Consider the following 15,141-nt stretch of genomic DNA (forward strand, 5'->3'; position numbering starts at 1 on the left):
TCCTTCAGTTGTGAAAAAACGTGTGACACTCACCTTTCCCAAGCGCTCAGTCCATATGCCAATCACCTATCGATTGGCAAAAGACTTTAACGTAGCCGCCAACATTATCCGCGCCCAAGTGGCTCCCAATCAGATCGGTAAGCTGGTAGTTGAGCTATCCGGCGATATCGATCAGCTCAATGAAGCTATTGAGTGGCTACAGGTACAAGGGATTGGCGTTTCTCTATCAAATCGCGAAATTTTGATTGACGAAGCGATTTGTGTCGATTGCGGTCTTTGTACGGGAGTGTGCCCTACTCAAGCGCTAACACTTGACCCAGAAACTTTTAAGCTAACCTTTATGCGATCGCGCTGTATCGTTTGTGAACAGTGCATTCCAACTTGTCCGGTTCAGGCAATTTCTACTGACCTATGACTAAGCTAACTCAGCGGTTCTGGCTTTCATTTTTGCTGCTGTTTTTGATTTATGCCACGTTTGGCTGGTTTTTGCATGTTTGGCAAGCTTCACAGCTTAGCTGGGCGCTAACCGTTGTTTTTTTGATAGCCAAGGCAGGCATTTTAACCGTTTTTTGGAAGCCGACCCGTGAATTTGTGCTGCTAGGATTTCAGTCTGACATGGGCTATTTCATTATGGTGCTGGTCTTAGCTTCGCTGTTTGTAGCTGCTTTGGTGTGGCTGCAAGTTTTTGTCTATATTTTGATGATGATTGCGGCAGGGCTGCTGGTGCGAGTCGATTTGCTAACGCGCTCGATTGACGATGCAATTGCTTTTGTCGCCCTGCTATTGATTCCAATGCTGGCGCTAGCAGCAAGTTGGCTACCCTTTGCGGTAGAAAGCAGAATTTGGGGATAGGGGGTAGGCCATTTTGAAAACCGTCACAGTCTGCGTGGCAAAATTGCGGTTGCAAGCGATGCTGATGACTAAGGAATTCAACAAGCGTTTAACTGTTGTGCCCCGTGTCGGCCGTGTCACGGGGTTTTTTCATGATTGTGAAAGCGGCTGATGTTTAGCTAGCCAGTCAAGCAGAATCGGATTCACTAACTCAGGAGCTTCGTCTTGCGGACAATGGCCAACGCCGGGCAGGGTGATAAAGTCTTCAACCGCAGAAAACTGCGTTAATTGGCGGCCTAGTTCAACAGGTTCCCAAGGATCAGCTTCCCCCCAAATGCAAAGAACTGGGCTTTTAACTTGAGGTAAAAGGTCTTCAGCTAAAGGGCCTTGAGAGTAGCGAATAAAAGCTAAGAACACGTCAGCCGCACCTGGATCGGTGGCAGGCCGAATGAGATAGTTAACCAGCTCATCGGTAACCGCTTCAGGACGACCGTAAGCCTGACTCAAAATACGGCGAATGACTTTAGGCTGTGCCAGACGAGCAAAGAAAAAGTGCCCCAAGCTTCGATAAGCCAACAATTTCTGTAAAACAGGAGCGCTCCAGCGGCGATGCCAGGGTAAGGTGAGGCGCTTGCGATCGTGCAAAAGCCGTAAAGAACAATCAAGCATAGCAACACCGCAGACCTGATCAGGCGCGATCGCGGCGGCTTGCAACGCCACAATACAGCCAATTGAATTACCCACTAAAAAAGCTGATTCGCCAATGACTTCTCGACAAAAGCTCAGAATCTGCTCACCCCAAGTCTCAAACGTGTAGGCAATAGGTTGATTAGGGGTAGGTTTGGCAGATCCACCAAAGCCAATTAAATCAATCGCATAAACCCGGCAAGCTGCAGCTAAGGTTGGAATGTTTTTGCGCCAGTGATCGCTAGAAGCGCCAAATCCATGAATTAACAAAACAGGCGCTCCTGCTGTACCCGCTTGCTGATAGCGGATAGGAAACGCCTGCCACTGCCAAGTTTTAATTTGAGGAGAATTCAGGAAAGCTGAGGTCATGGGGCGATTGGCAGAGCTACTTTAATATAAGTTTACAATGCCGCCCCAAAATTGCCGGAAATCTGTACTTATTTCGGTAAGGTACACTCAACCGTAATTTTCAAGTTGCAGTCAGCCGTGCCTTTAGTGACATAAGGAACGCCGACCTCGCCGCCCACTTCAATGCCAAACTCTAAAGTGACTTTGTCTACATTGGCTCCGGCTACCTGCTTAAATGCATTCAGCGTGTGGTATGTATAAGCTTTGATAGTACCTTCAATCGCTTGAAAGCTTTGCACAGCAGTTGTTTTCGGGTCGATCTCGCTTACTAATCCACGCGCAGCTCGCATGGTATCTTGCAAAACGCCTTTGTCACCTCGTCCCATTTGCGATCGCGTTTGCTCTACCGGAACCGCCGTCGGTGCTGGGAGCGGTGGCACGATAGCATCGGTCGCCTGAACGTAAATAACGGTACCATCGTCTAGCTGGATGGGAGCTAATTGAGTTGTCATCGTAGTACACACCTGGACAAAGATAAGTAGTTGCCGCTGAGCAGCATCCTTAAAATGCCCATTTACAAGGCTAACTCGCGCCTCCTTGTCGAGCCTGCTGCGCGATCGCCAAAGTCTGTTCAAAGGTCAAAGGGCTATTTGAGGCTTCTGCTGTTTGCATCAACCAGAGTAAATATTCAATGTTGCCTGCTGGCCCTACCAAAGGCGACCAAGTCAAGCCACAATCGCTCCAACCTATAGCTCTTGCTGCTGCCACAACCTGCCAAATAGCCGCCGCCTGGTCTTTAAAGTCCCGGACAACACCTTTTTTACCAATTTTGTCTCGCCCTACCTCAAACTGTGGCTTCACAAGCAGTACCGCCTCTCGCGGAGATTTTAAAAGCTGCCAAAAAGCAGGCAATACTTTGGTCAAAGAGATAAAAGAGACATCCATGACCCCTAAGTCAGGATAATCACTGCCATCTGTATATAAATCTTCCGGTTTTAGGTAGCGAATATTGGTACGTTCGCGCAGCACTACCCGTGGGTCTTGGCGTAACGTCCAGGCAACCTGGCCATACCCTACATCTACGCCATACACTTGTTTCGCGCCTGCCTGTAGCAAACAATCGGTAAAGCCCCCCGTTGAGATACCGCCGTCTAGGCAGACGCGATCGCTGACTGCCAGCGAAAACTCTATTAACGCTTTGGCTAACTTTTCTCCTCCCCTAGAAACAAAAGGAGACTTCTGCTTGAGTTCAATCTCGTCTGCTGCATCAATCAACGTACCGGGTTTATCAATTATTTGTTGATGGACTTTAACCTCACCTGCTCGAATACAGCGCTGAGCCTGCTGTCGCGAATCACAAAGCCCTAAGTCAACCAAAAGTGTATCTAACCGTTGTTTTGCCACCAATCACTACCGTTGAGCTAAAACTTCTAAATCTTGTTTAACCCGATCAATGCCGACTTTAGTCTCCTGTCGATCATAAAGCTCACTTGCTTTGAGCAAATCTGCCACCGCCAGATTGTAATTGCCCAAATTAGCCTGAGCTAATCCTCGATTGTGAAACGCTTCTGCACAGGTCGGTTCTTGTTGAATTACCTGGCTAAATAGCTCGCTAGATTCTCGATATTGACTATGGTTATAGACGTTGCAACCTTGATCAAACCAAGCGATCGCATCAGAGTTCAGCGGTGTAGAGGGCTTTGCGATCGCTGTTAAAGCCAGGACTGCATCAAGCTTAGGCCGAGCGTAAGCGTTGATCATAGCAGTTGCGCCGAAACCCAAAATAGCGGTGACCAGCCCTAGCCAAACCCAAAACTCTGTGGAAACCAAAATATCTGTCATGCTGACAATTACTCAGTTAGCTACCTCTCCGATTATGATACGGGGCTAGCAAAACTTTGAGTTTGATGGAGGCTGCTTGAGGCACACATCATTGAGCGTGCCTGTGAGCAACCCCTGTCTAAAGACCGCATTAGAGAAGCAAATTGCAAAAAATGATGGTCTCTAGCAAGCCCGCCACCTAAATTAGCTTCATCTGATCTTGCTGAGGGGTAAGACCCTTTATCGGTATACCTAATGGATCTCATAAGGCGATCGCCGATCTTTCTCCGTATTCATTCTGAACAGCTTGTGGATAACACGTAAGCAAATCCCGTCATAGCTTTTTCAGTATTATCGACGGACTAAAAAATAGCCGCTAGCAGGGCTTTCAACCTTTGAAAGCCTCAACTGCAGTCTGTTTGAGTGACCCTGCTGCTGCTGAAGCATAAGTTCTATTAAAGAAAAGTCTGCATTCTTTAGCTTTTGGCCAGAGCCAAAAAGCTGAAATTTATTCTGCTAATTAACGGATATCAGTTTTCGTTCGGCCTTAAAGCGTTGAGTCTACAGCATCAATTTCCGGCGACTTCACTTATTTGTATCAGTAAGCTGCGTAAGTACGTCAATAAATACTTAAGTGTAAATCGCTTAATTGACTGGGTTAAAAGCAACAAAAATTCAGCATAAAGTACGAGATATTTTTTAATTGCTAATCACCATACTAAGTTCGTGGAAATCGAGAGTTTTCAGAAATTAAAACTGACTTTTGTTTGAACCAAAAATTCAAAAATAAGCTTCAGAAAGAATTTCTAATTATTTCGGTTTTTCCATCAGATAGTTTCCTGTAGATGACTCCATTACCCTCAAAAGCAGGCATTCAAGGCGATCTGTCTTGGTCTAAATCTCTAGTCAAAGCTTGCTGACTACATCAAAGAAGCCTAATTCTTTCTCGCTTCTTTCTTCCACTTATCGTTTTCAAGACACACAAAGAGAGTCAAAAATGACTAAAACTCGTTGGAAAAAGTATCGCCCACTGATTGCCACTGCTCTTGCAATTGGCGGTACTCTACAAATGGTGGGTGCGGTACTGGCAGATGGTACAGCCGCTGGAACCTCCATTAGCAACACAGCCACGGCTACTTACAACGACCCTAACGATCCAGGGTCAACTCTAACCACTACCTCCAACACCGTAACGGTTGAAGTTGCTGAAGTTGCGGGTATCACTGTTCAAGCCGCAGGTGTTGACGATGTCAACGGTAACACGGTTGATAGAGGTGATGTCCTCTACTACAACTACGTCATTACCAACGTCGGTAACGACACCACCAGCTTCCGCATCCCTAATAGTGCTGATATCACTGGCCCAGGCGTTATTAGCGGCCCAGTTGAGGTAGATCAAGGCGGAGGCTTTACCGCTATTTCCGGTGGATCTCTCGATACAGGTGCAGTACCTCCCGGTGGAACTGTTCAAGTACGTGTTCCTGTCACAGTTGACTCCAACGCTAACCCCAACGACATCATTACCGTACAGCTCGGTAATACCCCTGGTAACGGTCAAAACCAACTTTTCAACACCGATGGTGGCGACGTTTATACCGTCGATTTAGCCAACGGCACTGCAGGCGAAGTAGATGGTGCGCCAGCCAACGGTGTTCGCGAAGCCAGTGATGCCCAACAAATTACGGTAGGCAACGCTTCCCTCACCGTCCCATTAGTGAAATTAGAGAAAGCAATCTCTGAGCAGATTCCTGGCGATCCAAGTATCATTACTGACGACCAGGTTACCTATGAGCTGTCTTTTGAAGTTCAAGACACAGCACCAATAGGTAGTCCAGTTTCACCGGGGCCCCTTTACTCCTTACCCCTCAGCGTAGATGGCGGTACAGCCAATTACGTGTTAGTTTCTGATGCCGTACCGGCTGGTACCGCTCTGACAGGAACACCTGCTGCACCGGCTGGCTGGCAGGTTGTTTACACGGCTGAAGCAACCTCCACCTTGGCTAGCAGCGCCAGATGGTACACCACGCCAGCAGCAGCCTTGTCTGGCACTGGGGCAACAGCCAACATTACTCGCATCGGTTTCGTCAGACAAGTTGCTTCCATTGCTCCCGGCACGACGGTTCAACCCTTCCGTTTCACCGTGGTTACCAGCGGAGTAACAAGTGGCGACAACGTTGCTAACTTGGCTCAAGTCTTTGGTTATTCCGAAGCTGCTAACCCTGGTGATCCGGTTGATCCGAACAAAGTTGTAGCGGATGAATCTGGTGACCAACAGCCCAGCAACTTAAAGGATGGCGAAGACGGGGTTGAACCCACCGATTTTGACCCACCGAGTGATGGTTATATTGACGACGCTACCGACCTCACCAACACAGGTGAAGATACTGGCAAAAACAATACGGGTAGTGGTGATGGTGGTGAAGCGATCGTTCTACAATTTAACGATCCTGTGCAAGCCAGTCTTCTGAACGGCCCGCTAGATGAGCCTGATGCTATTGGCCCAACTAGTGACGAAGACGACTTCACCAACAAATCCGCCTTCGTACCCTCTGCTAGCTCTGTTCCTGGCAGTACCTATAACCCCAGCCCGGTTAACTTTAGCAACTCGGTTCAAAACAACGGTACTGATCCTGGCGACATTACCTTAGTACCAACGCCGCCCGCAACGGCCACTGACCTACCGGATGGCACCCAAGTCACTATCGTTGGCCCCAACGGCAGCACAGCCACCTATGAATGGGATCAGGCCAATGGAGTATTTACAGGTCTGGGGGGTGGCCCAGCTCCAGCTCCTATCACCGTCGTTAACGTTCCGGCAGGACAAGAGGTTGACTATGGTGTTGAGGTTGATCTCCCCGCCAACACGCCGCTTTCTACTGATATCGAGCGTGGGTTCCCAGTACCGATCACAGCGACACTCACCAACGCCGGTGGCTCTGCCAGCAACACCACCATCGATCGCGTTTACACTGGCTTCTTGCAACTGGTGAAGCTATCTCGCATTCTGCAGGGAGATGGCCCTGCTGTCGGTGCTGGTCAGGGCAGCTTCGACTCAACGCCTGCCGTTGATCCAGATGGTGCTGGCCCATTGCCTGCCATTGACCCGAATTCTGCTGTTGCGGATGTACCTCGGACACCGCAACCCGGCAACATCATCGAGTATCGCATTACCTATACCAATATCTCTGAACAGCAGTCGGGTAGCGGCAACGTTGTTCTTACAGCTGATAACGTCATCATCACTGAGGATGGCACCGGGGCCAACGGTAACAACTGGGCACTCGACCAAGACGCAAATGGTGTTATCGATACTAGCAACGTTGTCAACACTGCGAACGATTCTAGAGGCGGTGGCATTGGCTTCTTTAGTGGAGCTAGCGGCTCTACGGCAGCAGCCGATCAGTCAGGCACAACGCAGACATCTGACATCACGAAGTATGTAGACACTATTTCAGGAGTCGTTGGGCCTCAACAGTCAGGCAACTTCACCTTCCAGCGCCGCCTGAACTAAACCCAAACCGTGAAGTGGGGTGATTTGTCACCCCATACAACACGCTTAGTTTGTCACACCTTTCTCCCAATACTTGTTGACTCAATTCGGAAAACCATGACTATGAAACGTTGGATTGTTGGTCTAAGTGCTCTTGCTGTTGCAGGCGTTATCCCCTTTGTTAGCAGCGAACCAGTTCGTGCCCAAATTGCAGAAGTGACGGATGCAATTGTAGAAGCTATTCGTCGTCCTGAAGTGCGTCTAACTTTAAGTGCTGAAAAGCAAGTGCTTGAGCTAGATGCAAACGGTCAAGAAAAAATCAGCTGGGAACAGCTAGAAGGTCAGGTCAAAGTTCAGCCCGGTGACGTTCTCCGTTACACCGTAGATGGCGCTAATTCAGGCGATCTAGAAGCTACCAATCTAGTGATTACCCAGCCTGTTCCCACGCAAACGACCTACATTTTAGATTCCGCTGCTGGCAACAATGGGGCTGAACTGACCTATAGCATTGATAATGGTCAAACTTTTGTGGCAGAGCCCATGGTTGAAGTGACCTTAGCCGATGGCACGGTAGAGTTGCAGCCCGCCCCAGCTGAAGCCTACACCCATGTCAAATGGGATTTTGCTGATTCCCTCACTGCTGCTGAAACGGTCAAGGTTACTTACGAAGTCACCGTGGACTAAGGCTGTTGTCATCAGGTTGGGTAACTAATTTGCCCAACCTGGTGCTCATCAACACTGAGCATGATGCATAACGCTCCAAATCGCACCTGCCGCATCTGCCCAAGCTTTAATCTCAAGCTTGTCAATTAATTCCCAATCATTTTTGATCTCTGGCTGACTTACCCCTGAGGCAGTCGCCTCAGGGGATTTTTGTGCCCACATGCTTTTCCTTTGTTTGGCCTAAGGGAATCTGCGGAGAATCCGAATCATACATGAAACGCCCAAAACATTACTCCAAGCGACATAAACGCCTTTGGCTGCGAAGCTTAGCTGCTATGGCCATAGTTGGCAGCTTACTCCACGGGTCTACGACCAGCCTAGCCCAGCTCAGTCCAGTTACCGAACCCATTCAAAACCAAGCAGCTTACAGCTATCGCGATCCAGCCAATGGTTATACATTCACAGGCGTTTCAGGTGGTACGGCGCTAACGTCTACTGCCCTGGTAGATCCGCTAGGCCAGATTTTGGGATGTGATGGTAATCCATTACCTAACTATGCGGGATTCTCTATCGCTCTTTATGAGCCTGATGCCTCAGGCATTGAGTTGGGTAACTTGCTGACTCTCACGCCTACTGAGTTTCCTGACATAACGGGTAACGGCGTGGCTGGTGGCAAAGCGCCTAACGTCGATAACGTCAACCCCTTCTCTTTAACAAACGCGGATGCCGGTCAATACAACTTTCTCTTCGACCCCGATGCGAATTTAATCAGCCCTGTTAATGCTGGATTGCAGCAAACCAGTGTGGGTGCCCAATACATTCTGGTGGTGCGATCGCCCAGTGATTCTGGCTTGCCAGAGCGGCGTGTGCTTCTGGAAATTCTTAACAGTACTGGTGGGGTCAACAACAGCATTGTCCGCTATCGAGCTACTGCCTTGGATGGTCAACCTCTCTCTGCAACGGGTGGCATTCAGGTGACAGACACGGTTGTCGAAGTGCTTAACGCCGAAACGCAGGGGCTGAATCTTTTCTCTCTGGCTTTGGGGGTGATGCTGTGCAAAAACAATCAGCTAGAGATCACCAAAACCGCCGATCGCGCTGCAGCTCAACCTGGAGATACTGCTGTTTATCGCTTGACGCTGCGCAACTTGTCAGAGGTGCCGCTTGATGCTGTTAGTGCTTCAGACCAGCTTCCTTTCGGCTTTCGCTTTCTGCCAGAATCAGTGCGCGGCGAAATCAATGGCCAAATAGTGCCCATTGAAGCAACTGCCAGTAGAGACGGACACACCGTAGTCTTTTCTACTCCAGTTCAGCTTCCGACAAACGGCGTTCTCAACCTTGTCTACGCTTTGCAAATTACGCCAGATGCTCGACGGGGGACAGGTCGAAATTCAGCGATCGCCAATGCCGCACGCACTGACAATGATTTTGTTTTGCAAGATGGCCCCGTTAGCCATTTGATGCGACTTGAAGCGGGGATTCTTTCTGACTGCGGTACGCTGATTGGCCGCGTATTTGTAGACAAAAACTTTGACGGCGAACAACAACCGGGTGAACCAGGTCTGCCCAATGCGGTGGTTTTTTTGGATGATGGCAACCGCATTGTAACCGATGCTAACGGACTGTTCTCTGTAGCCAATATGCTGCCAGGTCGGCGTTCTGGAACGCTTGACCTTAGCAGTTTGCCTGGATACACACTGGCTCCCAACCTGTATGTTCGGGAGCGCAATAGCCAGTCACGCCTGGTCAATTTGGCTCCGGGTGGCATGGTGCGCATGAATTTCGCGGTTACACCCGCTGCTCAACAGGAGGCTCAATAATGTCACGCCAGCAAAACAAACATGCTCGGCTGGGTGCTGGCCTAATGGCAACCGTCACAGGCGGCGTTGGCATGTTCACTTCGCTCCAACCCGCTTTTGCCGAGGCGCTGGAGGCTACTCCTCAACAAGAAGCCCAGCAAAACAATGCGCAACTCACTGCCGATGCGGGACAAGTGACCTTACCGGGTAACAGCGTTACTACCACCCTTGGCGGTGAAACGGGTGTGCAGTTTAGTAACTCTCAAACTAATCAGTTCTCAGAAATCCGAGAGGAAACCACGGCAGCCACTGCCACTAACCTTGGATCACAAGCTGCGATCGCAGTTGAGGCTGATGCCAGCGCTGGCCGCTTTGCTAACGAAGCGACGGTTTCCCAAGGCCGTGCTGATGAACTCAATTTGGTTGAAAGGGTAGAAACCACACCATCCACCGCAGATGAAGCGTCTGAAGTATCTCCTGCATCTCGCTTTAATGCCAGTCAGGTGCAAATTCTAACACCAACTGTTGGCAGCATTTTGGATGTACCCGCAGCCACAGTAATTTTGCAGTACCCCAGTGGGGCAACTGTGCAGCTACGGGTCAATGACTCGGTGGTGAATACAGAGTTAATTGGTCGTACGGAAACCAACGCCGAAACCGGACTGGTGACTGAAACTTGGTACGGAGTGTCACTAAAATCGGGTGTCAACCAAATTACAGTGACGGCCCAAGGAGATAGCACTCCCCTGACTGCGGTTGAGGTACAGGTACGGGGTGCCCCTACGGAGTTGACAGTTGGGACACGGCAAGCAGAAGTCGCTGCCGATGGCCGATCAACCGTTACGGTGCAGGGTGAACTCCTTGACGAAAACGGCAATCGTTCTACCTGGGATGCGGTGGTTACCCTTACCGCCAGTGATGGAGAGTTTGTAAGTGCTGACTATTCACCGGATACGCCTGGATTTCAGGTACAAGCTCAGAATGGGTATTTCACCGCAGAGTTAAAGTCTTCTCTGGAAGCTCATTTGGTTCAGCTACAGGCCGTCAGCAATACCCTGATAGCTTTTGGTCAGGTGCAGTTTGTGACGCAACAACGCCCTACTTTGGTGAGTGGGGTTGTCGATCTGAGTTTTGGGGCTCGTGGCACGAATTTCTACAGCAGCTATCGCGACTTTTTGCCTGCTGATGGTGACAATCGTTATGAACTTGATCTCGACGCTGCTGTATTCGCAACAGGCAGTATTGGGGAGTGGCTCTTTACTGGAGCTTATAACAGCGATCGCCCCCTCAATGAAGACTGTGCGGGCAATGTTTCGCTATTTCGGCAAGACAGCAACTGCGATAACAAATATCCAGTCTATGGTGACGATTCCCAACGGGATGTAATCGCCCCTTCTATTGACAACCTTTACTTACGATTAGAGCGAACGTCTCCCGTATTAGGTGCTGGCAGTGACTACGTCATGTGGGGAGACTACAGCACTGAAGAGTTCTCCAACGCCTCTCAGCTTTTCACCGCTACCAATCGTCAACTTCATGGCTTCAAGTTCAACTACAACCTGGGCGATTTGGCGCTGACGGGCTTTTACGGAAACAATATTGAAGGCTTTCAGCGAGACACGATCGCCCCTGACGGAACCAGCGGCAACTACTTTCTCTCCCGCCGCCTGATTGTTCCTGGTAGCGAAAGCATTTTTATTGAATTTGAAGAACTCGATCGCCCCGGCACTGTGGTTGAACGACAGCAAGTGTTTCGCGGTAGTGACTACGAAATTGACTACGATCGCGGTACAGTTCTCTTTCGCGACGCCATCTTGCGTACGGCTGTAGATGATTTTGGTCAAGTTTTGGTACGCCGCATCGTTGCAACCTATCAGTATGAAAGCCAAGGCGAAAGCACTAATATTATTGGCGGCAGAATACAATACAACCTCGATCGCACGCTCAACCAATCTAGCTGGATTGGTGCGAGCTATCTACAAGAAAATCAGGGCAACCGCGAGTTTGAACTCATGGGTGCCGATGCCCAAATTTCCTTTGGCGACACCACCAGACTGATTGCCGAATATGCTTACTCGTCTAGCGACTTTGACTTGTCGGGGCCAATCAGTGGTTCGGCTTATCGCGTTGAACTAGATGGCTCAGTTTCTGACTGGCTACAAGGTCGGGCTTACTATCGCCATACCGACCCTGGCTTTAATAATCAGGCTACAACCAGCTTTACACCGGGGCAAACTCGCTATGGAGCGCAAATCAACGCCCGGATTGCAGATGACACTGCGCTGCGGCTACAGTTCGATCAAGAAAATAATGAAGGTACCGCTCCCCGACCGCTACTCACGCTAGCAGACTTGCTTACACCTGGTAGTTCTCCCTTACCGGGTAGCCGGGTAGACAACTCTCTGACAACTTATTCGGTTGGTTTATCTCAACGGCTGGGTGACAGCAACTTAGAACTAGACTGGATTCACCGCGATCGCATCGATCGTGCTGCCATCGATCGCCTAACTGCTAATTCAGATCAAATTCGCACTCGTCTTTCGACTAATCTGGGCAACAACACTACTGTTTATGCCCAAAACGAACTCAACCTTTCTTCAGAGAGTGACCCCCTTTATCCTAACCGCACTCTATTTGGTATGAACTGGCAGCTAATGCCAGGAATTTCGTTGGGTGTCAATCAAATTTTCTTTGGCGATGGCGGTCTAAACTATCGCGACTCTATTACGACGGTTGACCTCTCAGGCGAATACAACTTAAGCGCGGATACAACCATTCACGGTCGCTTTTCGGTGATTGAAGGGCAGCAAATTGGTGGTGCTATAGGGTTTGACCAAGGCTTTACATTGGCTCCTGGTCTGCGTTTAGATTTGGCTTACGAGCATATCTTTAATAATCTCTATGGTTCTACTGCGGCCGGAGCTACCTTTGCCCAACCCTTTGCAGTCGGCTCTGGAGCTTCTGCCCTTCAGCTAACTAACGGCGATAGCTTCAGCATTGGTCTGGCTTATACAGACAACCCGGATTATCAAGCTAATGCCCGCCTAGAACACCGCACCTCATCTCAAGGATCAAACACAGTCTTCACAGCTTCTGCTTTAGGCCGCCTGACCCCTGCCGTTAGCGCTCTCTTCAACTACGAGTGGGCTAGTGCTGCTAATCAAGGGCTTGAGGGACTTAATGGTTCTAGCACCCTCAAGCTAGGGCTGGCTTATCGCGATCCGAACGACGATCGCTTTAATGCTTTGTTGCGCTACGAGCATCGGATCAATCCTTCTAGCTTGCCTACGAATCTTCTTTTCGGCTCCGACATTAACTCTGAGGAACACTTGCTTTCGGCTGAGGCCATCTATGCCCCCAACTGGCAGTGGGAGCTTTATGGCAAGTATGCCTTCCGTAATAGTTCAACCCGTATTGGTGGTGCTGTAGGAGATGTCGTAGTCGATGAATTTAGTTCTACTAACGCTGTGCACTTGGCACAGATACGAGCCACTTATCGCTTTGGCTACGACTGGGATTTGACGGCTGAAGCACGCTGGATTGGCAGCAGTGGTTATAGCGAATTTGGTGGAGCTTTGGAATTGGGGTATTACATGACGCCAGATCTCCGTCTCTACACGGGCTATAGCTTTGGTGGAGCCAACGATCGCGATTTTACTGGCAGCGATCGCTCAGCTAGCGGTCTTTATGTGGGTATTACAGCCAAGCTTAATAACTTGTTTGATGGTTTTGGTTCACAGCCCGTCATCCAACCTGTTTCTGCCGTTGAAACCGCTACCAATGAATAACCAAATCTAGCGCTGTTACCGAAACAAGCAACTCACCTGACTTCTGCGCATTCCCTCAAACGCAAAACTATGAAACGGTTTCAACTATTAAAAACGTTACTTTTAGCTGGTTTGGCTACAGGATTGGCAACACCGCTGGCGATCGCCGACAATGTCAGCTCTACGGAAGATTTACCCGTACTGCGTGTAACAGTGAATAGCTCATCGGATGGCCCAGTTGCTGCTGATGCCGAACTGACATTGCGAGAAGCTATCAGCCTCAGCAATGGAATACTGACACTTGAACAGCTCAGCGCTGCCGAAAAAGCTCAAGTTGAAAGGTTAGCGGCTGGCGATCGCCCTGAAATTACTTTTAACCTTCCTACCACGACACCGATTACGCTAACCGATCTGTTGCCTGAAATTACACGACCCACCTTACTAATTGACGGCAGCACCCAGCCAGGTTATGGGTCAGGGGCAGTTGAGGCAAACACCCCACCTCCAGCAGTAGCCATTACAACAGCGGCAACCTCAGGCGTATTTCGAGGGTTGACAATCGTGGCTGACAACGTCACGGTACGAGGACTGAGTCTCTATGGTTTTACAACCCAGAACTGGGGCGATGAAGCAATTTTGCCAGCAGATATTTTGGTTGCCCATCGCCTGCCCCCTCCTGATACAAGCACACAGTACCTGCCCAATAGCGATTCACCATTTAACGACGAGAATATTCCACCTCAAGGAGTCGTCATTGAGCAAAATTGGCTAGGCATATCGCCGACTGGAGAACCCGCTACGATTCCTTCAGCTTTTGGCGTATACATTCTGCAAGGTATCGATACAGTGGTGCAGCAGAACTTCATTGCCGCCCATAGTGGCAGCGGTGTGATTACTTCGGTGCGAGCAACTGGGCTGGAAATTTCTGAAAATCAATTTACTGATAATGGGTCGCGGGGAATGCCAGATGCAATTCGGCTAGAAGGGGAAGTAGCCGGAACTCAGATCAGGCAAAACGAAATTTATCGCAGCTATGGCAGCGGTGTTTTTCTGTTTAAGACGAGCGGTGCCGTCACGATTCAGGCCAATCAGCTAGAAGCGAACGGCCAGCGACTAGAGCAAGCGGCCATCTACCTTATGGGTAACGATCATCAGGTGATTGATAACGTGATTCGTCAGCAAAATGGGCCGGGGGTGGTCGTTGCCGCTTATCCCCAAAGCGATCGCAATCAGATTCTCCACAATCGCTTTGAGGCTATTAAGGGGCTTAGTATTGACCTCACAGCCCGTCGCCAAACGGGAGAAACCCACTATCAGCGGGGTGATGGCCCCAATCCACTTCGCAATTCCCGCAACCGTCGGCAAGATACCGCTAACAATGCAATCAATGCTCCTCAATTTTTGAGTAGAGACTTTCTCATTCGCAACGGGCAAGTGATCTTGGACGGTGTTGCTGACCCCGGCTCAGTAATAGAACTCTACCTTAGTCAGGGTACAACTGAGGATTTTGGGCCGTTGAGCGAACCTGTGGCCACTATCCAAACCGATGAACAAGGGCGTTTTAGCTACACCGCTACCAATCTACAACCAGGCGATACCTTTAGCGCCATTGCCACTGACCCTCGCTATGGCACGTCAGAACCTGCTCGCAATGCAACCATACGGCTTTTGGCCGAGCTGGGTACAGCCGATTACTAATTGAGCCGTGTCTCCTCCCTAAGGGAACTGGCTTGGT

At 49.7% G+C, this 15,141-nt stretch carries 12 protein-coding genes; 7 read left to right on the forward strand and 5 right to left on the reverse strand.

Annotation, left to right across the window (positions count from 1 at the left end):
- Positions 1–10 precede the first annotated feature (10 nt).
- Complete coding sequence (locus ACTS3T_RS15010; protein ID WP_377966186.1) at positions 11–415, forward strand: NIL domain-containing protein; 405 nt, start codon at positions 11–13, stop codon at positions 413–415.
- Positions 412–852: a hypothetical protein gene (locus ACTS3T_RS15015; protein ID WP_377966184.1), complete on the forward strand. Its 441-nt coding sequence runs from the start codon at positions 412–414 to the stop codon at positions 850–852. The genes ACTS3T_RS15010 and ACTS3T_RS15015 overlap by 4 nt, the downstream gene beginning before the upstream one ends.
- Before the next feature lie 129 nt (positions 853–981).
- On the opposite strand, the gene ACTS3T_RS15020 is transcribed toward ACTS3T_RS15015, so the two are convergent.
- From ACTS3T_RS15020 to ACTS3T_RS15035, 4 genes are all read right to left on the reverse strand, one after another.
- Positions 982–1,887, reverse strand: coding sequence for an alpha/beta fold hydrolase (locus ACTS3T_RS15020; RefSeq protein WP_377966182.1), 906 nt, complete (start codon positions 1,885–1,887; stop codon positions 982–984).
- Between the two features lie 68 nt (positions 1,888–1,955).
- The gene (locus ACTS3T_RS15025; protein ID WP_377966180.1) at positions 1,956–2,378 is read right to left on the reverse strand and encodes a CU044_2847 family protein; all 423 of its coding nucleotides are present in this window, start codon (positions 2,376–2,378) and stop codon (positions 1,956–1,958) included.
- Between the two features lie 70 nt (positions 2,379–2,448).
- Positions 2,449–3,270: a TlyA family RNA methyltransferase gene (locus tag ACTS3T_RS15030; protein ID WP_377966179.1), complete on the reverse strand. Its 822-nt coding sequence runs from the start codon at positions 3,268–3,270 to the stop codon at positions 2,449–2,451.
- A 6-nt stretch (positions 3,271–3,276) separates the two neighbouring features.
- Positions 3,277–3,708, reverse strand: coding sequence for a tetratricopeptide repeat protein (locus ACTS3T_RS15035; RefSeq protein ID WP_377966177.1), 432 nt, complete (start codon positions 3,706–3,708; stop codon positions 3,277–3,279).
- Between the two features lie 976 nt (positions 3,709–4,684).
- Between ACTS3T_RS15035 and ACTS3T_RS15040 the strand changes: the two genes are divergently transcribed.
- Together ACTS3T_RS15040 and ACTS3T_RS15045 are read left to right on the forward strand one after the other, a co-directional pair.
- On the forward strand, positions 4,685–7,198 hold the full coding sequence (locus ACTS3T_RS15040; RefSeq protein ID WP_377966175.1) for a DUF7925 domain-containing protein: 2,514 nt from the start codon (positions 4,685–4,687) through the stop codon (positions 7,196–7,198).
- 102 nt (positions 7,199–7,300) lie between these two features.
- A complete protein-coding gene (locus ACTS3T_RS15045) occupies positions 7,301–7,861 on the forward strand; it encodes a hypothetical protein (protein WP_377966173.1) in 561 nt (186 codons plus the stop codon).
- Positions 7,862–7,909: 48 nt separating this feature from the next.
- On the opposite strand, the gene ACTS3T_RS15050 is transcribed toward ACTS3T_RS15045, so the two are convergent.
- Complete coding sequence (locus tag ACTS3T_RS15050; RefSeq protein WP_377966171.1) at positions 7,910–8,062, reverse strand: hypothetical protein; 153 nt, start codon at positions 8,060–8,062, stop codon at positions 7,910–7,912.
- Between the two features lie 113 nt (positions 8,063–8,175).
- Between ACTS3T_RS15050 and ACTS3T_RS15055 the strand changes: the two genes are divergently transcribed.
- The 3 genes from ACTS3T_RS15055 (at position 8,176) to ACTS3T_RS15065 (ending at position 15,104) form a co-directional block, all read left to right on the forward strand.
- On the forward strand, positions 8,176–9,660 hold the full coding sequence (locus tag ACTS3T_RS15055; RefSeq protein ID WP_377966169.1) for a DUF11 domain-containing protein: 1,485 nt from the start codon (positions 8,176–8,178) through the stop codon (positions 9,658–9,660).
- Positions 9,660–13,427: a TonB-dependent receptor gene (locus ACTS3T_RS15060; protein WP_377966167.1), complete on the forward strand. Its 3,768-nt coding sequence runs from the start codon at positions 9,660–9,662 to the stop codon at positions 13,425–13,427. Before ACTS3T_RS15055 ends, ACTS3T_RS15060 begins: the two co-directional genes overlap by 1 nt.
- 69 nt (positions 13,428–13,496) lie before the next feature.
- Positions 13,497–15,104, forward strand: a complete 1,608-nt coding sequence (locus ACTS3T_RS15065; RefSeq protein WP_377966165.1) for a right-handed parallel beta-helix repeat-containing protein — start codon at positions 13,497–13,499, stop codon at positions 15,102–15,104.
- Positions 15,105–15,141: the final 37 nt, after the last annotated feature.

Source organism: Almyronema sp. (assembly GCF_052168255.1).
In the GTDB taxonomy this organism is placed as follows: domain Bacteria; phylum Cyanobacteriota; class Cyanobacteriia; order Phormidesmidales; family Phormidesmidaceae; genus Sphaerothrix; species Sphaerothrix epifaneia.